At 65.3% G+C, this 24258-nt stretch carries 28 protein-coding genes; 22 read left to right on the top strand and 6 right to left on the bottom strand.

Going from position 1 to position 24258, the window contains the following annotated elements; all coding sequences use genetic code 11:
* The first annotated feature begins 267 nt into the window (after positions 1 to 267).
* From folK to WDA27_12145, 6 genes are all read left to right on the top strand, one after another.
* The gene (gene folK, locus WDA27_12120; protein MFA5891677.1) at positions 268 to 516 is read left to right on the top strand and encodes a 2-amino-4-hydroxy-6-hydroxymethyldihydropteridine diphosphokinase; all 249 of its coding nucleotides are present in this window, start codon (positions 268 to 270) and stop codon (positions 514 to 516) included.
* 1124 nt (positions 517 to 1640) lie between these two features.
* On the top strand, positions 1641 to 1832 hold the full coding sequence (locus tag WDA27_12125; protein ID MFA5891678.1) for a hypothetical protein: 192 nt from the start codon (positions 1641 to 1643) through the stop codon (positions 1830 to 1832).
* Between the two features lie 262 nt (positions 1833 to 2094).
* Entirely contained in the window at positions 2095 to 3198 is a 1104-nt protein-coding gene (locus WDA27_12130; protein MFA5891679.1) for a hypothetical protein, read from the top strand.
* 174 nt (positions 3199 to 3372) lie between these two features.
* Positions 3373 to 3921 (top strand): hypothetical protein, encoded by a 549-nt coding sequence (locus tag WDA27_12135; GenBank protein ID MFA5891680.1) that lies wholly within the window; start codon positions 3373 to 3375, stop codon positions 3919 to 3921.
* A gap of 104 nt (positions 3922 to 4025) precedes the next feature.
* Positions 4026 to 4598: a hypothetical protein gene (locus WDA27_12140; protein MFA5891681.1), complete on the top strand. Its 573-nt coding sequence runs from the start codon at positions 4026 to 4028 to the stop codon at positions 4596 to 4598.
* Between the two features lie 44 nt (positions 4599 to 4642).
* Positions 4643 to 5137 carry a hypothetical protein gene (locus tag WDA27_12145; GenBank protein ID MFA5891682.1) on the top strand — a complete coding sequence of 165 codons (495 nt, stop codon included), beginning with the start codon at positions 4643 to 4645 and terminating at the stop codon, positions 5135 to 5137.
* 162 nt (positions 5138 to 5299) lie between these two features.
* Here WDA27_12145 and WDA27_12150 read toward each other — a convergent pair whose 3' ends face one another.
* The 5 genes from WDA27_12150 to WDA27_12170 form a co-directional block, all read right to left on the bottom strand.
* On the bottom strand, positions 5300 to 6256 hold the full coding sequence (locus tag WDA27_12150) for a hypothetical protein (GenBank protein MFA5891683.1): 957 nt from the start codon (positions 6254 to 6256) through the stop codon (positions 5300 to 5302).
* The gene (locus tag WDA27_12155; protein ID MFA5891684.1) at positions 6237 to 6818 is read right to left on the bottom strand and encodes a hypothetical protein; all 582 of its coding nucleotides are present in this window, start codon (positions 6816 to 6818) and stop codon (positions 6237 to 6239) included. The genes WDA27_12150 and WDA27_12155 overlap by 20 nt, the downstream gene beginning before the upstream one ends.
* 244 nt (positions 6819 to 7062) lie before the next feature.
* Positions 7063 to 7710 carry a DUF402 domain-containing protein gene (locus tag WDA27_12160; protein ID MFA5891685.1) on the bottom strand — a complete coding sequence of 216 codons (648 nt, stop codon included), beginning with the start codon at positions 7708 to 7710 and terminating at the stop codon, positions 7063 to 7065.
* An 82-nt stretch (positions 7711 to 7792) separates the two neighbouring features.
* Entirely contained in the window at positions 7793 to 8158 is a 366-nt protein-coding gene (locus tag WDA27_12165) for a HEPN domain-containing protein (protein ID MFA5891686.1), read from the bottom strand.
* A complete protein-coding gene (locus tag WDA27_12170) occupies positions 8155 to 8937 on the bottom strand; it encodes a UPF0158 family protein (protein ID MFA5891687.1) in 783 nt (260 codons plus the stop codon). The genes WDA27_12165 and WDA27_12170 overlap by 4 nt, the downstream gene beginning before the upstream one ends.
* A gap of 283 nt (positions 8938 to 9220) precedes the next feature.
* On the opposite strand from WDA27_12170, the gene WDA27_12175 reads away from it, so the two are divergent.
* The 11 genes from WDA27_12175 (at position 9221) to rlmN (ending at position 19796) form a co-directional block, all read left to right on the top strand.
* Entirely contained in the window at positions 9221 to 9433 is a 213-nt protein-coding gene (locus WDA27_12175) for a CopG family transcriptional regulator (protein MFA5891688.1), read from the top strand.
* A complete protein-coding gene (locus tag WDA27_12180) occupies positions 9430 to 9825 on the top strand; it encodes a PIN domain-containing protein (GenBank protein MFA5891689.1) in 396 nt (131 codons plus the stop codon). Before WDA27_12175 ends, WDA27_12180 begins: the two co-directional genes overlap by 4 nt.
* Before the next feature lie 115 nt (positions 9826 to 9940).
* A complete protein-coding gene (locus WDA27_12185) occupies positions 9941 to 10777 on the top strand; it encodes a Rossmann-like and DUF2520 domain-containing protein (GenBank protein MFA5891690.1) in 837 nt (278 codons plus the stop codon).
* Positions 10774 to 11646, top strand: coding sequence for a pantoate--beta-alanine ligase (gene panC, locus WDA27_12190; protein MFA5891691.1), 873 nt, complete (start codon positions 10774 to 10776; stop codon positions 11644 to 11646). The genes WDA27_12185 and panC overlap by 4 nt, the downstream gene beginning before the upstream one ends.
* Positions 11646 to 12029 (top strand): aspartate 1-decarboxylase, encoded by a 384-nt coding sequence (panD, locus tag WDA27_12195; GenBank protein ID MFA5891692.1) that lies wholly within the window; start codon positions 11646 to 11648, stop codon positions 12027 to 12029. The genes panC and panD overlap by 1 nt, the downstream gene beginning before the upstream one ends.
* Complete coding sequence (gene nadC, locus WDA27_12200) at positions 12030 to 12848, top strand: carboxylating nicotinate-nucleotide diphosphorylase (GenBank protein ID MFA5891693.1); 819 nt, start codon at positions 12030 to 12032, stop codon at positions 12846 to 12848.
* Positions 12849 to 13628 carry a type III pantothenate kinase gene (locus WDA27_12205; GenBank protein ID MFA5891694.1) on the top strand — a complete coding sequence of 260 codons (780 nt, stop codon included), beginning with the start codon at positions 12849 to 12851 and terminating at the stop codon, positions 13626 to 13628.
* Positions 13625 to 15097: a lysine--tRNA ligase gene (lysS, locus tag WDA27_12210; protein MFA5891695.1), complete on the top strand. Its 1473-nt coding sequence runs from the start codon at positions 13625 to 13627 to the stop codon at positions 15095 to 15097. Before WDA27_12205 ends, lysS begins: the two co-directional genes overlap by 4 nt.
* A 208-nt stretch (positions 15098 to 15305) precedes the next feature.
* Positions 15306 to 17792: an ATP-dependent Clp protease ATP-binding subunit gene (locus WDA27_12215; protein MFA5891696.1), complete on the top strand. Its 2487-nt coding sequence runs from the start codon at positions 15306 to 15308 to the stop codon at positions 17790 to 17792.
* Positions 17793 to 17865: 73 nt separating this feature from the next.
* The gene (locus tag WDA27_12220; GenBank protein ID MFA5891697.1) at positions 17866 to 18783 is read left to right on the top strand and encodes an A/G-specific adenine glycosylase; all 918 of its coding nucleotides are present in this window, start codon (positions 17866 to 17868) and stop codon (positions 18781 to 18783) included.
* Positions 18784 to 18821: 38 nt separating this feature from the next.
* On the top strand, positions 18822 to 19796 hold the full coding sequence (rlmN, locus tag WDA27_12225) for a 23S rRNA (adenine(2503)-C(2))-methyltransferase RlmN (GenBank protein ID MFA5891698.1): 975 nt from the start codon (positions 18822 to 18824) through the stop codon (positions 19794 to 19796).
* Between the two features lie 7 nt (positions 19797 to 19803).
* Here the strand turns inward: rlmN and WDA27_12230 are convergent, their stop codons facing one another.
* The gene (locus WDA27_12230) at positions 19804 to 20070 is read right to left on the bottom strand and encodes a hypothetical protein (GenBank protein ID MFA5891699.1); all 267 of its coding nucleotides are present in this window, start codon (positions 20068 to 20070) and stop codon (positions 19804 to 19806) included.
* Positions 20071 to 20250: 180 nt separating this feature from the next.
* Between WDA27_12230 and disA the strand changes: the two genes are divergently transcribed.
* The 5 genes from disA (at position 20251) to ispF (ending at position 24249) form a co-directional block, all read left to right on the top strand.
* The gene (disA, locus tag WDA27_12235) at positions 20251 to 21327 is read left to right on the top strand and encodes a DNA integrity scanning diadenylate cyclase DisA (GenBank protein MFA5891700.1); all 1077 of its coding nucleotides are present in this window, start codon (positions 20251 to 20253) and stop codon (positions 21325 to 21327) included.
* Positions 21328 to 21398: 71 nt separating this feature from the next.
* Complete coding sequence (locus tag WDA27_12240; protein ID MFA5891701.1) at positions 21399 to 21911, top strand: CarD family transcriptional regulator; 513 nt, start codon at positions 21399 to 21401, stop codon at positions 21909 to 21911.
* Positions 21912 to 21986: 75 nt separating this feature from the next.
* A complete protein-coding gene (locus WDA27_12245) occupies positions 21987 to 23102 on the top strand; it encodes a TRAM domain-containing protein (GenBank protein MFA5891702.1) in 1116 nt (371 codons plus the stop codon).
* Entirely contained in the window at positions 23099 to 23779 is a 681-nt protein-coding gene (gene ispD, locus WDA27_12250) for a 2-C-methyl-D-erythritol 4-phosphate cytidylyltransferase (protein ID MFA5891703.1), read from the top strand. Before WDA27_12245 ends, ispD begins: the two co-directional genes overlap by 4 nt.
* Positions 23776 to 24249, top strand: coding sequence for a 2-C-methyl-D-erythritol 2,4-cyclodiphosphate synthase (ispF, locus tag WDA27_12255; GenBank protein ID MFA5891704.1), 474 nt, complete (start codon positions 23776 to 23778; stop codon positions 24247 to 24249). Before ispD ends, ispF begins: the two co-directional genes overlap by 4 nt.
* Positions 24250 to 24258 lie beyond the last annotated feature (9 nt).

The raw sequence follows: 24258 nt of genomic DNA on the forward strand, positions 1-24258 counted from the left end.
CACAGGCAGCGGTGTCTTCGTCACGACGACCTCCGGCTGGATCTTCGCTTTCGCGCCGACCTCGTTGATTCGGCGCTGACGGGGTTCTCTACCAGATGGGAGCGAGGTACTACGATGCGTCGATCGGGCGCTTCGTTTCACGCGACCCGGCGGACGCCGATGCGTCGGAGAGTTCCTATGTGCACGCGCGCGCTCATAGCGTGCCCGCGTTCCTCGAGGGTGACTTGATTCCCCGTCCGTGGACCGAATACGTTCGTCGAAACCGCTTTGGGGCGCGTGCGGGCCGGCGAGGAACGATGGGGCCCGCGCGCGATCGACATCGACTTGTTGTTGGTCGGCGATGAGGTCGTTGCCGACGAAGACTTGATCATTCCCCACCCGCGAATGCACGGGCGCGCGTTCGTGCTCGTGCCGTTGGTGGAGATCGCACCCCACGCCGTAATCCCCGGCCACGGCAGCGCGCGCGCGCTGCTGCAGGGAATCTCGACGGCTGGTGTCCACCGCCTGGACGAATAGGCCGTGCATCCGTCCGCCGTTCGCTGTCCTTCTCGAATGGAACCCCTGCGCGCGCCCTGGACATAAGCGGCATCTAAGACTACCTTCCCGCCCCGAGGCTCCAGCATCGTCCCCGGGTCCGCCGTCGGACCCCCTTGCCTTCGCGGGCCTCGTGTCTTTGGCGCGCGACGGGGGATGGACATGAGACTTACCCGAGGGCTGCGGGAACCACACTTCTTGCGCGATGGACGGTCCAGATCAAACGCGACCGGTCAGGCGACAAACGGGAATCGTGATTGAGTTGATCCGCTGCTCGCGCCTCCCGCGCCCCGTGTGGCGTCGCGCGCTCTTGGGCGCGGCTCTTGCTCTTGCGGGCACCGCCTGTGGGGGCGCAAGTTCGAGCGCGACCGGGGTGTTCGTGCTTCAGGAACGGGGGGTGCGGGTGTTCTTCATTGTCCCCGCCCCACTCAACCACCCGGCGGTGGAGGAGGTCGAAACCGCTCGGCGGAGCTTGGGGGCTCCACCGCCCGCCTACTACATCGTTGCGCATGTTGATAATCGCCGGGGTCGGAAGGCCTATTTTCCGTCTGGAGTCAGTTTGCGAGGGGTGTCGGGCTGGCATCGGACATGGAATTCCAGGGACTTCTTGCTGAACCGTGCAAGGAATGATGGAGACACAGTGCTTCCGCTATTGAGACGTATGCAGCGCGACGCTCGATTCACGGGAGACGTGCCGGCTGGGCGAGAATCTGACACCGTGCTTGTTGTCTGGGCGGGCCCTCTGACAGTGGCTGGCCTCCGCGACGTATCGAACTTCCGAAAGGGCGTCGAGTTCGAGGTCTGTGGGGCTGGATCAGCGGACTCCTCTTTGTGCAAATGGGCCAAGGCGAGCTTCAAGCCGTTCACCTGGGGTCCTGCTGCGGCAGACGCGAGACCCGCGCTGCGGCAAGGGATCTCGCCGTCCGGCGTCCACCGCCTGGACGAATGAGCGTGTCTTCGACGACCGGCGGCATCCACGGCTATCTTCCCCGCTTGGTGCCTCAAGACCCGCGGACGATGGAGGAGATGTCGGACGGCATGAACCTGTTTGTATTCCAGCCGACGAGGTGCGGTGGGGTCGCGCACCTTGGCTACGGGTCGCGGGGGTGAGCAAGCTCGCGGGCGGCGCCGTGTTGTACGGGTCCGTCGTGCTGTCGTTCTTTGCGCTCGTTCTCTGGCCCGTCTTTCATGCTCTTCGTCGTGGGCGGTGGGTGTGGGTGTTTCTCGTGTGCGTATTTCTGCACGTGGGCGGATTGGCTTATTGGATCCGGCATGCGCTGACCCGTCGGCCGGCGTAGGGCTGGCGAGAAACGCCGCGATCCGATGCGTCTTTGGACATAGGCCGCATCGACGACTACCTTCCCGCCCCGAGGCTCCAGCATCGTCCCCGGGTCCGCCCGTCCGTCGGGCCCCCTCGCATCCGTGAGTCTTGTGTCTTTGGGCGCGCGACGGGGGATGGACATGAGGCTGAGCCGAAGGCCGTGGCGGAGCAGAGGTTGTCGCCCCGCGTGGGCGTGTCTCGGGGCTGGCGCCCTCTTGCTTGCGGCCTGCACGGGACCGGTGAACTGTGACATTGCCGCGGGTACTTGGGAGAAGATGCCCTCCTCGCCGGCGAGCTTCAATTGGGTGGCGGGCAGTGTCTGGACCGGGAAGCAGGCCATCGCGTGGAACAACAGCGACAGCGCGAGTCTTGATGCGCGTCAGGGAACGTGGCGCACTATCCGGCCCGCCCCCGAGATCGGCCGGCACATGGGCTTTGCCTCCTTTTGGACCGGACAGGAGGCTCTGTTTTGGGACGACGGCGGGCTCGACCAGGGCGGGGATCCGCTTGGGGAACTTGGCGTTGCTTACGACCCCGCCGAGGACCGGTGGCGCCGCATTGCGCCGTCACCTCTTCCGGCTGGGGGCGGCCACGTTGGGGCGTGGGACGGTCATGAGTTGCTTGTGTGGGGCCCGGGCGCACAGGGCAAGGCGGAAGCGGCCGCGTATGACCCCGGCGCCGACCGTTGGCGCGCGCTCCCGCCCGGGCCGCTGAGCGCGCGGTCGGGAGCCGATGCGGTTTGGACCGGGACTGAGTTTCTGCTGTGGGGTGGGAGCCGGGGCGGGGGGAAAGTCGTTGACGGAGAGTTTGTGCCACCTACATTCCTTGTCGACGGCGCCGCATACACCCCCGCGACGAACACCTGGAGACGGATCCCACCCGCACCGCTGCGGCCGCGAGATTGGAACACCGCGCTGTGGACCGGAAAGGAGATGATCATCTGGGGAGGCACGGCAGATTTTGCGTTTCTCGGCGACGGGGCGGCATACGATCCCGCCCTTGATCACTGGCGCTTGCTCAAGGAGGCCCCTGTTGCGCGACGATCCTCCGGCGTCGCCTGGGATGGCCGGGAGATGCTCGTCTGGGGTGGTGTGGGGAGGACCGACGACAAGCTCGGGGAAGGAGCCTCAAACGACGGGTTCGCGTACGACCCGAGCGAGGACTCGTGGCGCGCGTTGCCGCAAGGTCCGCTTGCACCGAGGATCGGGACCCTGACCGCTTGGACTGGAGCAGGATTGCTGATATTCGGAGGGTGCTGCAACGAGTCGGACCTTGACTACCAAGATGGTGCCATCCTGAAGGTGGCCCCGTCCTGCCGCGCGCCGGGCAGCCGCGCGAAGTAAGGGAATGGACATCAGATGACATCTTCGTTTCGGGATGCTCACCGGTACGGGCGCAAATCGGGAGGGCCACAACTCCTCAATGGGCGGACCTGTCGCCACGTCCCTGCACGCGGCTGGATCGGATCCGGTCTGCTGCGGGTAGGAAACAGGCGGAGCATGTCGAACGGAGACGCTGTGAGAACTACCAGGGTGGTGCGAGCGGTAGCGCTCTTGTCGCTGATGGTTCTGAATGCCTGCGGTGGCGCAGGGGCGACTCGCGGCGCCGGGGTGCCCAGAGCCTTCATCACCGGAACGCCTTCGATGGCAACTCACGTTCCGAGCCCACCCGTCAAGCCGCCGGTTCGAAAGGGCTCTGTTTACGGCACCGTCCTGCTGCGCGGCGGGAATTGCATGCCCACGATTGAATCGGACGAGCCCTCTTCGTGCGGCGAGGTGCTTCACGAGCGGCGGCGGGTGTTCGTGTACGCGCCGCCTCTTCGCTGGAGCGACTTCGATGGTGCCGATTACGAAGGGCCGAGGCGACCTCACAGGGTCACCACAACCGCACGCGACCGGTACTCCATCCCCCTCGCGCCGGGGGAGTACTCGGTGCTCATTGAGTCGTATTCGGGTCGTCCCGCGATGGGGTCACCTTGTTCCTCGGGCTCGTACTGCGGTTGGGTTCGCGTGCTTCCCGGGCGTTCCGCGCGCGTCGACTTGGAACTCTTCGAAGGCGCCTATTGAGGCGCCATGCTCGCCGTTTCATGTGGCTGGTCGGCCGGGTCCGCCGTCCGGCACCCCTTACATTCGCGGGCCTCGTGTCTTTGGGCGCGCGACGGGGGATCGACATGAGGCTCACAAAGGTCCTGCGGTGTCTTGTCGGCGTCGCACTGCTCGTCGGCCTCACTGCATGCACCCGTGGGGACGACGCGGCCGGCCGACCGCATCCGTCATCCGACCACCCGCTGGTCCTTGCCGGCGGGAGCGAGCCTTCCGGCGACGCACGAGTGACGGCGCTGTGGAGTCTTCAGATCTACTTCGATCAAGCGGGTGACTTCTGTCTGGCATTGGCGGTATCTCATGGCCGCACTAGCAGTCAGTGTGGTCCGGAATCCCTCCTCGAAACTTGGCTCCCCCGGCTGCATTTCGCGCCTCAAGCTGAGTACGAGGAGAACGCAACCTACATCTACGGCGCGGCCTGGGAAGACGTTGACCGCGTCCGCGTGGATGCTGGAAACCGCGACCTGGCAGCGCGTGTGGTTCGCGTCCCCGGTTTTCGAGTTCGCTTCTTTGCTTTACAGGCTGTGCCCCGGCTGCAGGAAGTACCTGAGGTCGTCGCATTCGATGAGGGCGGCAAGGTACTTACCAGCGTGAAGCCATCCGTCGGGGGAAGCCCGGGCTACATCCCCAGGCGCAACTAGATGCAATCTGGAGACTGCAGTTTGGTCGTCGGCGACATTGGGGCGTGCGGGGTGATGAGATGAAGCCGGGTGTGGTTGTCCGCACGCTGGCGGTGGCCTTCGCAATCGGCGCGCTGGTCTTGGTCAAGGTTCTTAGTGGGGCCGCGCCGCCGCCGAAACCCGCGCGTGACAAAGCTCTGCAGTTCTTCGCTCCCAAGGCCGTTCCTGTGCGCGTGTTGTCCCTTCCCAGGGGAGTCGAGCAGCATGGCGAGTTCGCTTGCTACGCATCGAGGAACCCGGATACGGGTGAGTTTCTGGTGCTGGGGTCCGGCGGGGAGCTGGTGGTGAGAGAGTCGGCGCTGCTTGAGATGCGGCTGGTCTCGCGCTGGGGGAGCAAGAGAGTGGAGGTTGAGAAGAGCATCGACACGCATCCGGGGATGAGGATTCCGGCCCTCTTCTTCGCTCCCGTTCTCGGCCCTCCCGGACGGCTCAACGACTGCACTGCGTCGTTCTCGCTGTCTGCGCTGTCGGGGGAGCCGATTCCAGCCCCGAGCCGGTAATCACTGCCTCGCTGAATGCCTCGACGGAAGCCGGCTTGCGCCTCCTCGGAGAATTCAGATGCGTTGCGCAGAGGCGTACTTCGTCCCCAACTCCGGCGTCATCGCTCCAGCACTCGCTTACCCTCACGCCGTCCGGCCGGATCGCCGGGAGTTGTCCGAAGCCTACTGCGACGCCGACGTGCGGCGATGACTCGGTGCAAAGACCTTCATGTCCGCCCCGGCCAGCCCTTGCGCGAGTGTTCCGGCCCATTCCTCGAATCGCTCCGCAAGGACTTCTCCGGAGCCCAGGATCGCCGGCACTTCCCACCCCGCCAGACGAATGGAGTTCTCGGCCGCGCGAAGGTCCACTCCCGCTGTGACTGAGGCGCCCATGTCGTCGATCTGCCCCGACGCGTCCGCGTAGCGCTTGACGAACGCGAGCACCCGGAAGATGTTGATCCACGCCGGGAAGAAGTCCGGCAGTTCGCCGACGGATGCGACGAACCTCTCGGGTGAAATTGGTCTGTACCGCTTGGAGTTTCGGACCGCGATCACGTCGAGGAGCCCTCCCATTCGCAAGGATTCGAGAGCGTCGAAGACGTTTCGCTTCGAGTAGCCGACCGCGTCCGCGATGTCTGCCGCCGACAGGCTCGCGGACGGATCGGCAAGAAACATCCGAACGACCTCTGCCCGCGTGGTAACGCCAAAGACCGACCGGAGACGCAGTTGCACGAGAGAGGGCCGGGCGAAGTCGGGCATGTGCGACCGACCCGTCGGCTCGAACTTGTAGCCCTCCGTCGCGTAAGGCCAGTTGACGTTGCCGTGTCGATTGACGGTGCCCGCAAAGGCGCCGTACATGGATCGCAGATCGGGGAAGTCCCTCCACGAAGTCTCGAGCAGAGTCCGCAATCGCGTGGCCGACACATGACGGCCGAATTCGATGCACCAATCCGTAACTTCGTCGCGGAGTCTGCGATCGATCTCGCGGAAACTCGTCGTGAACAAGATCAGAGGTTCGATGTCGATGGCGTGGCTCGTGTGCTTCCTGCCCCACCCCGACACCCCGGCCTCGGCCCACATGCTCCAGAGGAGGGACAGGACGCTCTCGTCGAGCGCCGACCTAAAGTTCGTCGTCCGCATCGCTCACTCCCAGATCCGCGAGCGTTCTGACGAGCAGCATGCGGAAGCCCATCGACACGTCGTGGCTCATCGCCCATCGGCCTGCCGCAAGCAACTCCTCCCGGCTTGGCGTGAGTCGGCGAAGATCGTCGATGTGCTTTGGGCTCATGCCGTCCGCAGCCGCGTACACCTTGAAGTGGATCTGATCGAAGCGGCCGGCAAGGTGCAGAACCAATCCACCGTAGATGCGAGTTTCAAGTCTCTCGTCGAATCCGCGGGGCAGTCCTAGATCGAAGAGTCCCGAAGATTCAGCGTTCAACCACTTCGGTCCCAGCCCGAGAACCGCGGCGACATCCGAGGCCGCTGTGAGAAGTTCGTCGGGCAGCGGAACAGCCGTTGAGGGGTGCCCATCGCGCATGAGTGCCACGATGTCCAGGTCCTGGGTGGGGCGATGCATCAATCCCAGAAGCAGCAGGCTGCTCCCTCCGACGGCGACAAGCTCAAACCGGAGGTTCCGCGCGCGCAGCGTTTCTCCGAGAACGGTGAGAGCCCGCTCGAGTTCTTCTCGCCCGAAATCCTTCACGACTACTACTCTAGCCTGGGCCGTCAGGATGGTCAATCTCTCGATTCGAGAGGTTCACGCGCACGAACATGCGCGTTCTCCCGCTTTCACCTGCGAAAACGACGAGGGCTTCGCGATGCGCGTGCGCGCGCCGGCGACGCCGGGTCCATCGCTCGTCAAGGTCGTCACCGACCCCGTGATCACCTACCCGCCCGCTGCTCGCTGCTCGCCTGACGGTTTCCTCGCGCGTGGGTGGCCATCACGTCTACGGGAGCCGGTCCCATCCTTTTGGCAGTTCGGGGATCGTCCATTCGGGGTTTGGGCGCCAGCGTTCCCATCCCTCGTTGAAGGGTGACTTACGTCCGATGTATCGCTCCAGCACTCGCTCACCCTCACGTCGTACGGCCGCCGCTTGGTCGGCGCCGAGAATCCCCTGCCGCACGGCTTGGCCGAGGTGGTCTTCGTCCTTCCATTCCCACGATCCGTCGGCGTTGATGACGAGATCGAGCTTCTGGTCGAGATAGTCGAAACCGATGCCCGTGCGGCGCAGGGGTTCTTCGAGGTTGACGTACCACGCGAGGAACTCGTCGTCTTGCCAGAACAGAAGCACCGAGTGCGCAGCACCGGGTGTCGCGAGACGCAGCATGCGCAGCGTGAAAGGCCTCTCGATCAGATTCCACTCCTCCGGCTGGACGTCCAGTCGTTCGCCGTCCAAAGAAACCGGGACGTGCCACCTGGTGCCGAACGGCGTCCAGAAGGCCAGGAGATCGGGGGCGTCCTGGACGACGACGACGGGGCGCGCGCTCCAGATGCATCCCCGATGTACCTCGCGAAGAACAATGTGCTGGCCGCTATGCCAGTGCATTCTGGAGGCGCTTGCCGCCTTGATCGGATCGGATCGCCTGGAGGTCACGGAAGGCACGCTCTTCCTCGCGTGAGGCCGGAGCCGCCCCCGCATGCGGAACGCCCGTGCTCGGAAGGTGTGTCCCCGCGGCTCACTGCTCGCCTGACGTGTTCACCCAGTTCTCGACGGCTTCGACGAATCGCGTTGCGTCGCGGACGGCCGATTCCGCCGCATCCGAGCCGATCTCCCCGACGTAGTCCGCGCGCGCTCGCGCGGCCTGCAGGCGGTGGAGAATCACGCCGAACTCGGACGGCAGCAGTCCGGGGACCACGACAAGCTCACCGAACAGCCTGAGGAGTCCGGCGTGACTCTTCGGCTCGCCGCCAACGCTCTCCACCGCAGCGGAGGCAGCATGGTAGGTCGCGTAATAGGCGCGCGATACCGCGTCGGCTGCGAATCGCGATTCCAGGAGAACGCGCGCAGCAGAGAGAGCCTCGTGCGCCCGCGGGAAACTCACGCGACGCGCCTTCCGTCCCTCTGGGCGTTCCGGAGGAACGCGCTCTTCCCTTGGTCGATCTCGGCCTCGGAGACATGGACGATCGAGACGAGCACGTGGTGTTCGAGGGTGTGACGCCATGCGATCTCGCTCGTGCGCTCGATCTCCTGGTATGGCGAGTCGATGTGGTCGAGGACGACGAGCAGGTCGATGTCGGATTCCTCGTGGGCCTCGCCGCGCGCCGCTGACCCGTACATGATGATCTCGCGCAGCCGCGAGCCGTAGAACTCGCGAAGGTCGGACGCGACCGCGCGCGCGATCTTCTCGGCGTCGAAGACCTCGGCGAGCTGCGGAAGATCCGGCTCACGAACGTCTTTCGTCGCGCGCTCGACGGCAACCTCGTCCGCGAGTCCCTCGTCGGCGAGCCAGCGGAGCGCGCGCCTGCGCATCCGCGCATCGTGGAAAGCAAACCACGCCTCCCGCAATTCGGGGAACTCGAACAGCGTGTCTTTGAATCGACGGAAGGCCCCGCGGCCTCCGATCGCGCGAGAGAGAAGGTCGCGCGCGCGCGAATCTCCTACGCGCGCGACGAAGTTCTCCAAGTCCTCGTACGCTTCGCGAGACTCCAGTGCCTGGATCTGAATCCAGTCGTCGGGAGGGGCAGGCTCGTCGCCGGTGGCGTCCTCGAGAAACGGCTCGACCGCGCCCGTCTCCGGGTCCAAGTACCACGCGTTCATGCCGGAGTGATCCTCCAGCGCCTCGGCGAGCGCGCGCAGATCAACGCGGTCGGGATCGAGCATCGTCATCTCCTTCATCACGCTCGAATCACCGCCATCGTATCCAGGCAATCAAACGATGGGAAGCGCGCGTGACCTGCGAGCCCCAGACCCTATCTGTCGCACTCTGATAACTATTCGAATAGGTCTGAACCGTTCTGGTCCCGACTTCGAACCCCGCAATGAGTTGCCCGAGGCGCCCCTGTCCGGCTGGGGGAACGTCTGCGGGCACCGTTCAGGGACGGACTTCAACGGAGGGGGCGGCGGAGAGATGTATACAGCGCCACGGGCTGTATGATCTCCCTGCATGAAGCGGCTTCAGATCTACATCGAAGAAGAGATGGACGACGCCCTTGCCGTTGAGGCGGCCCGTACCGGAACGTCTAAGGCGGCCCTCATCCGGATGTTTGTCGGCGAGCGGCTCAAGCCCCGAAAGGCGGGCGGCGACCCACTCGACTCCATGGTGGGCGCCTTTGACGTGGAGCCGGGGAACGTCGACGACGTGGTCTACCCGCGATGAGGTTCGTTGATACGTCCTACTGGGTTGCGTTATCGGTATCCAGAGATCGGAATCACGCGGCGGCGCGAGCGATATGGGCGGGCGAACGAGGGTCGCTCCTGACGACCAATCATGTCCTTGGTGAGACGTGGACGTTTCTTCGTCGTCGCGTTGGGCACGGCGGAGCGCTTCGAATGGCGGACGCCGCGCTCGCTTCTCGCGCGCTGACCGTCGAACACGTCGACAAGGGCACGGAACATCAGGCGTGGCAGTGGTTGCGTCGCCACGACGAGCGGGAGTACTCGTTTGTGGACGCCACGAGCTTCGCGATGATGCGGCGTCTTCGGATTCGCGAGGCGCTGGCCTTCGACGGCGATTTCGCCGCCGCCGGGTTCGTCGAAGTACGGCCCTGACTCACCGTCACCGCAGTCCCGTGGCGTCGCCTCCCGATTCACGAGGTGTTTCGCGGCGGTATACTTGGCTGCGTCCGAACGGTACCCGGTGCGGGACCGGAACGGAGGAGGAAACGTGCAGCAACATCCGCGGCCGTTCTCGGCCGAACACCCCTCTCTGCGACCGCTGCCTCCGCAGCGCCCCTTTGACGTTGTCGTGGTCGGTGCCGGGCGGGTCGGTGGGTCCTTTGCCCGGGCGCTCGAGCGCGCGGGGCACCGCGTTCTCGGCGAACTTCGGCGGGACGACGATCCGGGAGTGATCGCCGACGCGAACGTCGTGGTGATCGCAGTGCCCGACGACGAGATTCGCCAGGCGGCCGGAGTGGTCGCGCGCGTGGGGCGTCCCGGGGCTGTGGTGATGCATACGTGCGGCCTGGCGGGTTTGGATGTTCTCGAGGCGTGCGGCGCGCTTGTGGCGGCAGTGCATCCGGCCGTTCCGGTTGCGACGAACAATCAACCGCTCGAAGGAACTGTTTTCGGGGTGACGTGTCCGGACGATCTGCGTGCGTGGTGCGCGGGGTTCGTCGGCGACCTGGGCGGGCAGGCACTGTTCATCTCGGAGGAGCAGCGGCCGCTGTATCACGCGGCGTTGGTGATGTCGTCGAACTTCACCGTTGCGCTGGCGGGAGATGCCGCACGACTGCTCGGCGGCCACGATCTCATCGTTCCCTTGATGCGAGCGACCGTGGACAACATCCAGCGGTTGGGTCCGGCCGCTGCGCTCACCGGGCCCGTCGTCCGCGGCGACGTCGGGACGTTGCGCGCGCACTTGGCTGCACTGCCGGTCGATCTCATCGAGCCTTACGTGGCGAACGCGCGCCGCGCGCTCGCGCTCGCGGTTGAATCGGGCCGCCTGGGTCCGGAGGCGGCCGAGCGTGTTCGCGAAGCGCTGGAGGAGGCGGCGCATCGATGAGGATTCTCGCGACGGTTGCGGACGCGCAGCGCATGTTCGAGAAGGAACGCGAGGCGGGTCGCAGGATTGGTTTCGTCCCGACCATGGGGTACTTGCACGAGGGCCACGCGAGCCTGGTGCGGCGCGCGCGCGCCGACAATGACATCGTCGGAGTGAGCATCTTCGTGAACCCGCTGCAGTTCGGTGCGAATGAGGACCTTTCCGCGTACCCACGTGATCTCGATCGCGATCTGGACATTTGCGAGCGCGAGGGAGCCGACGTCGTGTTCGCTCCGGGCACTGAGGAGATGTACGGAACGGACACCGGTGTGCGCGTATCGGCCGGACCTATGGCGACGAAACTCTGCGGGCGCACGCGACCGGAGCACTTCGACGGCGTCGTGACCGTGGTCGCCAAGTTGTTCAACATCGCCGGCGCCTGCCGGATGTACTTCGGGCAGAAGGACGCGCAGCAGTTGGTGGTCATCCGAAACCTGGCGCGCGCCCTGAACTTCCCGGTTGAGGTCGTCGGGTGCCCGATCGTGCGCGAGTCCGACGGGCTCGCGATGTCCAGCCGCAACGTCTACCTCAACGACGACCAGCGCCGCTCGGCTCTGGTGCTCAAACGTTCTCTGGATGCCGCTGCCGTCGCGGTCGCAGAGGGCGAATCAGACGGACGGCGAATCGCGGAGATGATGGCCGCGCAGATATCCTGCGAGCCGCTCGCGCGCCTTGACTACGCGGCGTGCGTGGACCCCGAGACTCTCGACGACCTCGAGCGCCTCGATGTCCCGGCGCTGTGCGCCGTTGCGGCATGGTTCGGTAGTGCTCGATTGATTGACAACATGACGGTGACCCCGGCTCGGGGCATCGATCGGAGGGACGACTGATGTTTCGCACCATGATGAAATCCAAGATCCACCGGGCCACGGTGACCGAGGCCAACGTGGATTACATGGGATCGATCTCTATCGACACCGACCTGATGAAGGCTGCGGATCTTCTGCCCAATGAGAAGGTCCAGATCGCAGACATCACCAACGGCGCGCGCCTGGAGACCTACGTCATCGAGGGCCCGGCGGGATCCGGGACGGTATGCCTGAACGGCGCGGCCGCGCGCCTGGTCGGTGAGGGAGATCTCATCATCATCATCTCGTACGCGCACATGAGCGACGCCGAGGCGCGCGAGTACAAGCCGACGGTCGTATTCGTGGACGGCCTTAACCGCGTGACCGAGATTCGCGGCGAGGTCTACGCGACCGCGAGCCTGTAGTTGGACGAGCGCGCGCGGCAGATCGTTCGGGACGCGCTCGTTGAGGACGCGGCGTTCGAGGACGTCACCACCCTGGCCACCGTTCCTGCCGGCGCGCGCGGCCGCGCGCGCTGCGTGGCACGGACCGCGTGCGTGATCGCCGGCCTCGAGTTGTTCGAGGCGGCGTTCTTGGAAATGGACGCCAAGGTGCGCGTGAACGTGCTGGTCGCCGACGGCGCTTGCTTGTCCCCGGACTCGGTTGTGGCCGAGGTCGAGGGGTCGCTGCGCGCGATCTTGTCGGCGGAGCGCACGGCGTTGAACTTCGTGCAGCGATTGTCGGGGATCGCCACCCTGACCGCTCAGTATGTTGCGGCTGCCGGCGGCGTCCAGGTGCGTGACACGCGAAAGACGACGCCGGGGTGGCGCGCGCTGGAGAAGGCCGCGGTGCGCGCGGGCGGTGGAACCAACCACCGTTCGACGCTCGCGGAAGCCGTCTTGATCAAGGACAACCACATCGTCGCGGCGGGCGGTCTTGGCCCGGCGGTGGCTGCGGCGAAGGCGGCCGCGACCTGGGTCGAGGTCGAGTGCGACACGCTCGCGCAGGTGCGAGAGGCCCTCGATGCCGGCGCGGACGAGTTGCTGCTGGACAATATGGATGTGCGGACTCTGTCGGAAGCCGTTGAGATCGTGGCCGGGCGCGCGCGCACCGAGGCTTCGGGTGGCGTCACGCTCGAAACCATCGGCGCGATCGCGCGCACCGGAGTGGACGCGATCAGCGTGGGTGCGCTCACGCACTCAGCGCCTGCGGCGGATTTGAGCCTGGAAGTCGAGGAGATCTAGATGCTGCTCGCGGTTGATGTCGGCAACACTCAGATGGTGATCGGGGTGTTCGAGCGCACCGATCTGCAGCAGCATTGGCGCGTGGCGACGCACACCGAGCGCACCGCGGACGAAACTGCGCTGATCTTTCAAGGGCTGCTGTCCCAAGTTGGGCTTTCGTTCGACCGCAACGTCACCGCCGTGGTGATCTCGAGCGTCGTTCCGCGAGTGACCGAGGCGTTGCGCGACATGACGCGGCGCTACTTCCATTTCGATCCGGTCATCGTCGGTCCCGGCGTACGCACCGGCATGCCGATCATGACCGATAACCCCCGCGAAGTCGGTGCCGACCGAATCGTGAACGCGATCGCTGCGTTCGCACGTTACGGCGGGCCCTGCATCGTCATCGACTTCGGAACGGCGACGACCTTTGACGCCGTCAGCGCCAAGGGTGAGTACCTGGGCGGTTCCATCGCCCCCGGCGTGGAGATCTCGACCAACGCGCTGGTCTCGGCCGGAGCGCAACTTCGCAATATCGAGTTCGTCGCTCCGCAGTCGGTCATCGGCAAGACCACGGTCGAGGCGATTCAGTCCGGAGTGCTTTACGGCTTCGCCGGTCAGGTGGATGCAATCATCACTCGGATGCGCGAGGAACTAGGCGGGGTCGCCCCAAGCGTGGCCACCGGCGGACTGGCGCCGGTGATCATGCCGCACGCGCACACCGTGGATCACCACGAACCGTGGTTGACGCTGGAAGGGCTGCTGCAGATTTACGAACTCAACACGCGGGGTGGCGAATGACCGAGCGGTTCGACGACATCGAGCGCGCGCGCCTGGACAAGGTCGAGCAAATGCGCGCGTCGGGTGTGAACCCCTACCCCGTTCGCTTCGACCGCACGCACACTGCCGCGGCGATTCACGGTGAGCACGGCGAGCTCGAGCAGGGAGCAGAGACCGGCGCGCGCGCGTCGGTCGCCGGTCGCCTGGTGCTCAAGCGCGGGCACGGCAAGATGTCTTTTGGAACGTTGCGCGACGGTACCGGCGAGATCCAACTGATGTGCCAACTCGACCGACTTGGTGCCGAGTCTTACGCGGCCTTCGAGGGACTCGACCTCGGCGACTGGGTCGGTGCTGAGGGCGAGATCATCAAGACCCGCAAGGGCGAGTTGTCGGTGCGCGCGGATTCGCTGCAACTCCTTGCCAAGTCCATCCGTCCGCTGCCGGAGAAGTGGCACGGATTGCGAGACGTCGAGCAGCGCTACCGCCGCCGCTATGTGGACCTCGCCGTCAATCCCGAGGCGCGCCGGATCGCCGAGTTGCGCGCGCGCACGGTGCAAGGCCTTCGCGAGTTCATGAGCGCGCGCGGCTTCCTCGAAGTCGAAACGCCGATGCTGCAGTCCCAACCCGGCGGCGCGACCGCGCGCCCCTTCGTGACGCACATCAACGCGCTCGACATGGACTTGTACCTTCGTATCGCGCCGGAGTTGTACTTGAAGCGCCTCGTCGTCGGTGGGATGGAGCGGGTCTTCGAGATCAACCGCAACTTCCGAAACGAAGGCGTGAGCGTCAAGCACAACCCGGAGTTCACGATGCTCGAGGCCTACCAGGCCTACGCCGACTACACCGAGATGATGGAACTGACGCAGTCCATGGTGCAGGCGGTCTCGCCGGCCGAGGTGATCGAGTACCAAGGCCGCGCCGTTCAGATCGGCGGCGATTGGCGGAGGGCGAGCATGCTGGAGTTGGTTCGCGAAGCCGTGGGTGCCCAGGATCTGTCTTACGACTGGCCGGTCGAGCGCGCGCGCGAGTTGTGCGACCGCGACGGCGTCCCTTACGAGAAGCGCTGGGGGACCGGCAAGCTCGTCGTCGAACTGTTTGAAAAGCACGTCGAGCACGGACTGTGGGATCCGACTTTCGTCACGGACTACCCGGTCGAGGTTTCTCCGCTGGCGCGAATCCACCGAAATGACCCGAATGTAACCGAGCGCTTTGAGGTGATCGCCGTCGGCAGGGAACTCGCGAACGCCTTCAGCGAGTTGAACGACCCGGTGGATCAGCGCGCGCGCTTTGAGGCGCAGGCCCGCGAGAAAGCGGCCGGTGACGACGAGGCAATGTCTGTGGACGAGGATTACCTGCGCGCGCTCGAATACGGTATGCCGCCCGCCGGTGGACTCGGCGTCGGCGTCGATCGCCTGGTCATGCTGCTTGCTGACGTTGCAAGCATCCGCGAGGTGATCTTGTTCCCACTGCTTCGCCCAGAGGCCGAGTAGCGCCCTCACCAGCGAAAAGCCGCCGTCAAAGGCGCCCCGCGGTCCTGCTCCCCGAAAAGGGAATCGAGAACCGGCCGAATCGGTTATAGATGATGGGAAAGGCCGCCGATGGAATCCACGAAAGCAGAAAGTCGGCTGTCGAAAAGGAAAGCGGTAGTGACCCCACGGATATAATCCGGGGAGGACCGCGTCGAGAGAGAGGTCAGTGGTGTTCGAGCGATTCACGGACCGCGCACGCCGGGTTGTCGTCCTGGCGCAAGAAGAAGCGCGGATGCTCAATCACAACTACATCGGAACCGAGCACATCCTGCTCGGCCTAATCCACGAGGGCGAAGGCGTTGCAGCAAAGGCGCTGGAGTCGCTCGGCATCTCGCTCGACGGAGTGCGTCAGCAAGTCGAGGAGATCATTGGACAGGGCCAGGCGCCGCCGCCGGGACACATCCCGTTCACGCCGCGCGCCAAGAAGGTTCTGGAGTTGTCGTTGCGCGAGGCGCTGCAACTCGGCCATAACTACATCGGCACCGAGCACATCCTGCTCGGCCTCATCCGTGAAGGCGAAGGCGTTGCCGCGCAGGTCTTGGTCAAGTTGGGGGCAGACCTGAACAAGGTGCGCGCTCAAGTCATTGCGCTGCTGCAGGGCTATCAGAGCGGCCAGAAAGAAGGCGGGGGCGGGCAGCCCGCCGGCGAGCAGGCACCGAGCGGCTCTCCCGTGCTCGACCAGTTCGGCCGCAACCTGACGCACCTCGCGCGCGAGGGCAAGCTCGACCCGACCGTGGGCCGCGAGAAGGAAATCGAACGCGTGATGCAGGTTCTGTCACGCCGCACCAAGAACAACCCGGTCCTGATCGGTGAGCCCGGTGTCGGCAAGACGGCGATCGTCGAGGGGTTGGCGACTCGCATCATCCGCAACGAAGTCCCCGAGACGCTCAAGGGCAAGCAGATCTACACCCTCGACCTCGGCGCGCTGGTCGCCGGGTCGCGTTACCGCGGAGACTTCGAAGAGCGGTTGAAGAAGGTCTTGAAAGAAATTCGCACGCGCGGCGACATTGTGCTGTTCATCGACGAGTTGCACACGCTCGTCGGTGCCGGCGCGGCCGAGGGAGCGATCGACGCTGCGAGCATTCTGAAGCCGATGCTTGCGCGCGGCGAGTTGCAGACGATCGGTGCGACGACCCTGGATGAGTACCGCAAGCACCTAGAGAAGGACGCCGCGCTGGAGCGCCGGTTCCAGCCGATCAAGGTGGAAGAGCCCTCGGTGGCCGACACGGTGAAGATCCTCAAGGGGCTGAAGGAGCGCTACGAAGAGCACCACCACATCTTGATCGGCGAGGACGCGATCGTCGCCGCCGCAAACCTTGCCGACCGCTACATCTCCGACCGGTTCCTGCCCGACAAAGCGATCGACCTCATCGACGAAGCCGGCTCGCGTATGCGCATCTTGCGCATGACCGTCCCGCCGGACCTTCGCGAATTCGACGAGCAAATCGCGGGAGTTCGCGATCAGAAGGACGCCGCGATCACCGAGCAGGACTACGACCAGGCTGCTCGTTTGCGTGAGCAGGAGAACACACTGCGCAGCGAGCGCGAGAAGCGCGAGCGCGAGTGGCGCGCCGGCGAGGTCGACCGTCTGCCTCAGATCGGCGAGGAGGAGATCGCGGAAGTGCTCGCGTTGTGGACGGGCATCCCGGTCTACAAGCTCACCGAAGAGGAAACCGCGAAGTTGCTGCGCATGGAAGACGAACTGCACAAGCGGATCGTCAGCCAGGACGATGCCATCCGTGCGGTCAGCAAGGCGATCCGGCGCACGCGCGCCGGCCTGAAGGACCCCAAGCGTCCTTCGGGTTCGTTCATCTTCCTTGGCCCCTCGGGCGTCGGGAAGACCGAACTTGCCAAGACGCTGGCGGAGTTCTTGTTCGGCGAGGAGTCGGCGCTGATCCAACTGGACATGAGCGAGTACATGGAGAAGCACACCGTGTCTCGGTTGATCGGTTCGCCGCCGGGGTACGTCGGCTACGAAGAGGGTGGGCAACTTACTGAGCGCGTGCGTCGCCGGCCGTTCAGCGTGGTCCTGTTCGATGAGATTGAGAAGGCGCATCCCGACGTCTTCAACACGCTGTTGCAGATTCTTGAAGACGGACGTCTCACCGACGCCCAGGGACACACGGTGGACTTCAAGAACACCGTGATCATCATGACGTCGAACCTCGGCACGCGGGATTTGGAAAAGGGCGGACTCGGCTTCAGTTCGAAGCAGGCCGGAATGATGGACTACGACCGCATGCGCGAGCGCGTGATGGAGGAGATGAAGCACTCCTTCCGTCCCGAGTTCCTCAATCGCATCGACGAGATCATCGTGTTCCACCCACTGTTGCTTGCCGATGTCAAGCTGATTGTGGATCTGATGATGCGCCGCATCCAGGAGCAGTTGAAGAGCAAGGACATCGAGATCATCCTTACCGACGCCGCGAAGTCGCTGCTGGCGGAGAAGGGGTACGACCAGTCGCTCGGCGCGCGCCCGCTGCGTCGCACGATTCAGCGTATGGTCGAAGACCAGATGTCCGAGAAGATGCTGTGGAAGGCGTTCCCGCCGGGTACGACGCTCATTGCCGACGCGCGAGACGGCGAGATCGTGTTCGAGCCGGCTCCGGTCCCGCCGGACCGGCCGCCGCTGGAGCTGGCCGGTAGCGAGAACTAGCCCGGTCAAGACGGACGACGGCCGCCGAAAAATCGGCGGCCGTTTCCTTTGAGGCTGAGGGTAGGATGCGTGTATGCCGAGAGCCGCGGCGATGGAGGCCGCACAGCGGAGACTTCTTCGCTGGTTCGACGCCCACGCTCGAACCTTTCCCTGGCGAGATCATCGTGACCCGTACCGCACGCTCGTGGCCGAGGTGATGCTGCAGCAAACGCAGGCCGGTCGCGTCGCAGATGTATACCCGGAGTTCCTGGATCACTTCCCCACCGCCGAGTACCTTGCGCACGCCCCGGCCATGGATGTGATTCGGGCGTGGCGTGGGCTCGGATACAACCGCCGCGCGGTTGATCTTCAGCGGGCCTCGCACGACATCGCTCACGCGGGGGAGTTCCCGTCCGACGTGAGGTCTCTTCGCAGGCTCCCCGGGGTGGCCGAGTACACGGCGGCTGCAGTCGCCTGTTTCGCCTTTGACGCACAAATCCCCGTGGTAGACATCAACACTCGTCGCGTTCTGGCGCGCGCCGCCCTCGGCGCCGAATCCGAGTCTGTCGCCGTCGGGGTGATGAATCGGACGGCCAAGACGTGGCTTCTCGATGGCGAGGCATACCGGTGGAATCAGGCATTGATGGACCTGGGAGCGCTGGTGTGTCGTCCTGCGAGACCGCGGTGCGGGAAGTGCCCGTTGCACGAATCGTGCCGGTATTACGCTCGCGGACTGCACCGGCGGCCGCGCGCATCGCGCGCGGCCGTGGAGCCGCTTGATGGGTCCCGTCGCCGGAAACGCGGTGCCGTCGTCGATGCGTTGCGCGCGGCGGCCGAGCGCGGCTTGTCGCTTGCGCGGCTCGCGGCCGCCGTGCACTCGGACGGCTCCGGCGACCGTGATTTGATGTGGCTGGTCGAATTGCTGGAGGGGCTCGAGCGCGATGGGTTGGTAACCTTGACCCCTGCCGCGCGCCGTGGCTCTTCACGGGGCCTGGTTCGTCTGCCGTCCTGAGTCTCCGGGCGTGCGCGCAACCGACTACGCTAGGCCTCGTGGCGATCTTCCCCTTTGAGATTCCCGGTCCGGCGTTTCGCGAACGGCAAGTACGTACGTGGGTGTTTCAGCGGTTCGCCGACACGTTTTCGGAGATGACCGACCTGCCCCTTGGACTGCGGCAGGAGCTTGCTCGCGTCTGCGGCGAGGTCCGTCCCCGTCCGACGTCGGTGCTGGAGTCCGACGGCGGTGAAACGCGCAAGGCGCTGTTCGACGGCACCTATGAGACCGTCGCCATGCGATACCCGGATCGTCGGACGGTCTGCGTGTCGTCGCAATCCGGATGTGGATTGGGGTGCACCTTCTGCGCGACGGGGCAGATGGGGCTGGTGCGCAACCTGTCCGCGTGGGAGATCGTGGCTCAGGTGCTGTGGGCCGGCTGGGTTTTCGGCGAGCGCCCGAGCAACGTAGTGCTGATGGGGATGGGCGAGCCGCTGGCGAACTACGACAACGTCGTCACCGCGGTGCGCGCGATCAACGACGACGTCGGCGTGTCCGCGCGCCGCATCACCGTGTCGACGGTGGGCCTCGTTCCGCAGATCGATCGTCTCGCGTCCGAGCCCCTGCCTGTGACGCTTGCGTTGTCGCTGCACGCTCCCGACGACGAAACCCGGTCGCGGCTGGTCCCCATAAATCGTCGCTGGCCGGTCGCCGAGTGCATTGCGGCAGCTCGCCGTTTTCGTGAGGGGCACGGCCGCAGAGTATCGATTGAGTATGCACTGATCGACGAGGTCAATGATCGGCCGTGGCAGGCTGCCCGGTTGGCCGAGTTGATCAAGGGAAGCGACATCCATGTCAACGTGATTCCGCTGAACCCGACACCGGGGTTCGGCGTTCCGGCATCGCCGCGCGTCGAGGCCTTTACTCGCGAGCTGCGCGCGGCCGGGGTGAACGCCACGGTTCGCGATTCCCGGGGGGGCGACATCGCGGCGGCGTGTGGCCAACTCGCGGCCGAAACCGTAGCCGGGCCTTAGGCCGGTTTCAGCCTGCGCGTCGGCGGGACGCCAACGGAATAACGTCGGCTTGCAGGTCGATCGGCACGGGTGACTCGAACAGCCCCACGAGCGCTTCCGCCGCTTTCTTCTCCTTCCGGAGAAGGCGACGCATCTGACGGAAGGCCTCCCACGGACGTTCGGGGTCCATGGAGACCAGCATCATGCGGCACTCATCCGGGATGAGTGCGCCGATGTACTCGGAGTGTTTCTGTGAGCTTTTCATATTCCGTCGTCGATTCATTTCGCTGGCCATCGCCGGATTCCTCCCTTTTGCAGACGCGATCGGCAGAAAACCTGATCGGTCTGCGCCCGTTTTCACCCTCCGTGAGAAAAAACGACCGGTTCCTTTTCGCGTTCTAGTTGATGTACGGAACAACAGGACGAAAGTAACGCGCCCCGCGGGGCGGTCTCACGTCGTACAATTCACGCGCTGATGGCTCAAGACCGGTCGATCGACGCTCTGCGCGCGACACTGCTGAAGGTCGCGCCTGGTACCGCTTTGCGTGAAGGCCTCGAGCGCATCCTTCGTGCGGAGACCGGCGCCTTGATAGTGCTGGGCGAGGGTTCGGTCGTCGATGCGGTTTCTTCGAGTGGGTTTCGCATTGAGGAGGACTTCACTCCTCAACGCGTCGGTGAACTGGCGAAGATGGACGGAGCGATCATCGTCTCCGCCGACGCATCCAAGATCCGACAGGCCAATGTCCACTTGGTGCCGGATCCCTCGATCCCAACCCAGGAGAGCGGCACTCGCCACCGTACGGCCGAGCGCGTCGCGCGCCAGACCGGCTTCCCGGTGATTGCTTGCAGCCAGTCGATGAAGATCGTGACCGTCTACGTGGATTCGACAAAGTGGGTTCTGGAGGACGTCGGCGCGGTCCTTGCGCGCGCCAATCAGGCGCTGCAGACCCTGGAGCGATACAAGCAGCGACTGGATGAGGTTTCGGCGAACCTGCTCGCGCTCGAAGTGGAGGATCTAGCAACTCTGCGAGACGTGATCACCGTTTTGCAGCGCATCGAAATGGTCCAAAGGATCGCCGCGGAGGTCGAAGGACTCGTCGTCGAGCTTGGAACCGAGGGACGGCTTATGCGCCTTCAGCTCGACGAGATGATGGGTGGAGTGGACGCGGAGCGCCGAATGCTCGTCCGGGATCATCTTGCCTCGCGACGGCAACGTGCGGTGGACGCCGCCCTAGTCGAACTGTCCTCCCTGTCGCCGGAAGATCTGCTCGATCCGACGGCGCTCGCTCGGGTGCTCGGGCACCTTGCGACGCCTGAAGCTCTGGACGCGTCTTCCTCTCCGCGCGGCTACCGGATCTTGTCCCGGATCCCACGGTTGCCCTCCGCCGTCGTAGACAGAATCGTCTCCGAGTTCGGACGCCTGTCGAAGGTCATGGCAGCATCGATGGACGACCTGCTAGGTGTCGAAGGCGTCGGCGCGACGCGCGCGGCGTCGGTCAAAGAAGGGCTTGTCCGGCTGGCGGAAAGCAGCATTCTGGACCGGTACCTGTAGGTCGCGGCCGAACGCATATCGGCCCACCAGTTGAAAATCTGCCCAATCTTTGCTAGTTTTTGTAATCCCTCATGGCCAAACGAACGTTCCGCGTCGGAGACAAGGTTGTTTACCCCCACCACGGTGCGGCGGTAATCGAGAGCGTCCAAGAACGAGACGTCGAAGGCGCGCGCCGCGAGTACTGGGTGCTCCGGCTGTCTTACGGTGACTTGACACTTATGGTCCCAACGGACGGAGCGGAACAAGTCGGTTTGCGCGGGGTCATCCCCAAGAGCGAACTGGACCAGGTCTTCAAGGTGCTGCAGTCGAAGAAGCAAGCGCCGACGCCGTCCAACTGGAGTCGTCGCTTCAAGGGCCACGTCGAGAAGCTCCGCTCCGGCGACATCTATCAGGTGGCGGAGGTCGTGCGGAACCTGTCCAACCGCGACCAGGACAAGGGTCTGTCGGCAGGCGAGAAGCGGATGCTGTCGCGCGCCCGTCAGATTCTGATTTCCGAGCTGACTTTTGCGGCAGGCGTCAAGGAAGAGAAGGCCGAGTTGATGCTCGACGAGTTGCTCGGCGTCGAGGCCGGAAGCCAGAACTAATCCGGCCGATGAGTGCCGCGCGCGACCGGAGACCCCGGCCGCGCTTTCATTTTCCGGACGTGCCACACTAGAGGCATGGCGCGCGCTTCCGATCCCGTCCGATCCAAGCCCGACCGCGACTCTCCGCGGGGGGTTGTGCTGGTCGAACTCGTGCGGCTGGCCATCGTCGCGCTGTTCGTTGCGGTCGGGTATCAGGTGGGGCGAGCTCTCGCGTCGGAGCCGGATTCGGCGACGGTGCTGGTGTGCTCGGTCTTGGGAGGCGGGACCGGGTACGTCTCGGGAGGCATTCTGGGACGTGCGATCGGCCGCCTTGCGGGCCAGGTGGAGCGCCGCATGGTCGACATCGAAGGCGCCGACCTCGTCTCAGGTTCGCTCGGGGCCATCGCGGGGGTCCTGCTTGGGTCGCTTGGCGGCTGGCCCCTTCTGCTTCTTCCTTCCCGAGCGGTCGGGCTGCCGGTCCTCGGACTCCTTCTCGTCGTGCTCGGCTTCTTGGGATTCCGCCTCGGCGTGCTCAAGCGCGAGGACCTTTTGCAACTGGTCGGGCTGACCTACCGGACGCGCGCGTCGGACCTTCGAGTGCTCGACACGAGCGGTGTTCTGGATGCGCGCCTTATCGACTTCGTGCGCGCCGGGGTGCTCCGGGGAACGCTGCTGGTTCCCCAGTTCGTCCTGGAGGAGGCACAAGGCATTGCCGATTCCTCCGACCCCGTTCGTCGCAGGCGCGCGCGCCGAGGGTTGGAATCGCTGGCTGCGATCCGGCGGGAGGGGCTGCTCGACGTTCGGGAGGTCGATCGGGAGTATCCCGAGTACGAGGCCGTCGACGCTAAGGTCGTCGCGTTGGCGCGCGACCGCGGAGCCGCGATCGTGACCGACGACGCTGCGCTGGCGAGCGTCGCCGAGGTCCAGGGAATCGAGGTGTTGCTGCTGCGCCGTATCGCGGCCGCCTTGCACCCACCGGTGCTTCCCGGCGAGTCGGTCGCGGTCGAGATCACGCGCCCCGGACGTGAATCCGGGCAAGGCGTCGGGTACCTCGAAGACGGGACGATGGTGGTGGTGGACCACGCCGACGGGTTCGTGGGGCACACAATCGACGTGATCATCGAGCGCACGGTCCAAACCAGTGGTGGCCAAATGCTGTTTGCGCGGATCGCAGAGGAGCCTGGGGTGGCGTCCGTCGAGGCCGGCGCTTGAGCGTCTGGGCCATCTTGGTCGCAGCCGGTGCAGGTTCCCGGCTGGGGGGCGACCTTCCCAAGGCGTTTCGCCCGTTGCGCGGTCGGCCGATGCTGGCGTACGCGCTACGTGCGCTGGCCGACGCGAAGGTGGACGGCGTCGTCGTCGTCATACCCGCTGGATGCGATGGGGCGTCGCTCGTCGAACACGCCCCGGGGATGACGGTTCTGGCGACTCCCGGGGGCGCGACGCGTGGGGAGTCGGTTCGCGCGGGGCTGACGCTGGTTCCGGAGAACGCGCGCGCCATTGTCGTTCACGATGCCGCGCGCCCGCTCGCCGATCCTGAGCTGTTCGATCGTGCCCTGACTGCCCTTGAGACCGCCGATGCGGCCGTGTGCGCAATTCCGGTGGCCGACACGCTAAAGAAGGCAGAGGACGGCCGCGTGACGGCTACGGTGCCGCGTGAGGGGTTGTGGCGGGCGCAGACGCCTCAAGCGTTTCGGGCCGAGGTCCTGCGTGCGGCGCACCGGAAGGCGGGGGACGCCGGAGTCGAGGCGACAGACGATGCGGCACTGGTGGAACGAGAGGGGGGTTTGGTGGTCTTGGTTGCGGGGGACGAGCGGAACATCAAGGTGACGACGACGGCCGATTTGGTCATGGCGGAGGCGCTGCTCGGCGCGGTGGAGGCCGGTCGGTGAGAAGCGGGATCGGATTCGACGCACACGGGTTCGTCCCAGGACGGCCGCTCGTGCTCGGCGGGGTCGAGATCCCGTCTGAGAGAGGTCTTGCCGGCCACTCCGACGCCGACGTCCTATCCCACGCGATTGCCGACGCGATTCTGGGAGCGGCAGCTCTCGGCGACATCGGTGAGCACTTCCCGAGCGGGGACCCGCGCTGGGCCGGTGCGCCGAGTACAGAGTTCCTGCGACGTGTGGCGGGTATGGTCGCGCGCGCGGACTTGCGAGTTAACTCGGTCGACGCGACGGTGATCTTGGAAGCACCGGCGCTTGCCCCGCATCGCGATGCCATGCGTGAGCGAATCGCAGAGGCCCTCGGCATTGGAACCGATCGTGTCTCTGTGAAGGCCACGACGACCGACGGGCTTGGGGTGATCGGCCGCGGCGAGGGCGCGGCCGCGCTGGCGGTCGCGGTGCTGGTACCCCGCTAGTAGACTCGG

The sequence above is a fragment of the Actinomycetota bacterium genome (genome assembly GCA_041658565.1).
In the GTDB taxonomy this organism is placed as follows: domain Bacteria; phylum Actinomycetota; class AC-67; order AC-67; family AC-67; genus JBAZZY01.

Bases quoted from the DNA above. Each gene is read 5' to 3' on its own strand.
- WDA27_12230 (MFA5891699.1), bottom strand. From the start codon at position 20,070: ATGGCCAGCGAAATGAATCGACGACGGAATATGAAAAGCTCACAGAAA.
- panC (MFA5891691.1), top strand. From the start codon at position 10,774: ATGAGGATTCTCGCGACGGTTGCGGACGCGCAGCGCATGTTCGAGAAG.
- WDA27_12180 (MFA5891689.1), top strand. From the start codon at position 9,430: ATGAGGTTCGTTGATACGTCCTACTGGGTTGCGTTATCGGTATCCAGA.
- WDA27_12240 (MFA5891701.1), top strand. From the start codon at position 21,399: ATGGCCAAACGAACGTTCCGCGTCGGAGACAAGGTTGTTTACCCCCAC.
- panD (MFA5891692.1), top strand. From the start codon at position 11,646: ATGTTTCGCACCATGATGAAATCCAAGATCCACCGGGCCACGGTGACC.
- disA (MFA5891700.1), top strand. From the start codon at position 20,251: ATGGCTCAAGACCGGTCGATCGACGCTCTGCGCGCGACACTGCTGAAG.
- WDA27_12245 (MFA5891702.1), top strand. From the start codon at position 21,987: ATGGCGCGCGCTTCCGATCCCGTCCGATCCAAGCCCGACCGCGACTCT.
- WDA27_12170 (MFA5891687.1), bottom strand. From the start codon at position 8,937: ATGCTCGATCCCGACCGCGTTGATCTGCGCGCGCTCGCCGAGGCGCTG.
- WDA27_12205 (MFA5891694.1), top strand. From the start codon at position 12,849: ATGCTGCTCGCGGTTGATGTCGGCAACACTCAGATGGTGATCGGGGTG.
- WDA27_12150 (MFA5891683.1), bottom strand. From the start codon at position 6,256: ATGCGGACGACGAACTTTAGGTCGGCGCTCGACGAGAGCGTCCTGTCC.
- WDA27_12140 (MFA5891681.1), top strand. From the start codon at position 4,026: ATGAGGCTCACAAAGGTCCTGCGGTGTCTTGTCGGCGTCGCACTGCTC.
- WDA27_12175 (MFA5891688.1), top strand. From the start codon at position 9,221: ATGAAGCGGCTTCAGATCTACATCGAAGAAGAGATGGACGACGCCCTT.
- WDA27_12220 (MFA5891697.1), top strand. From the start codon at position 17,866: ATGCCGAGAGCCGCGGCGATGGAGGCCGCACAGCGGAGACTTCTTCGC.
- lysS (MFA5891695.1), top strand. From the start codon at position 13,625: ATGACCGAGCGGTTCGACGACATCGAGCGCGCGCGCCTGGACAAGGTC.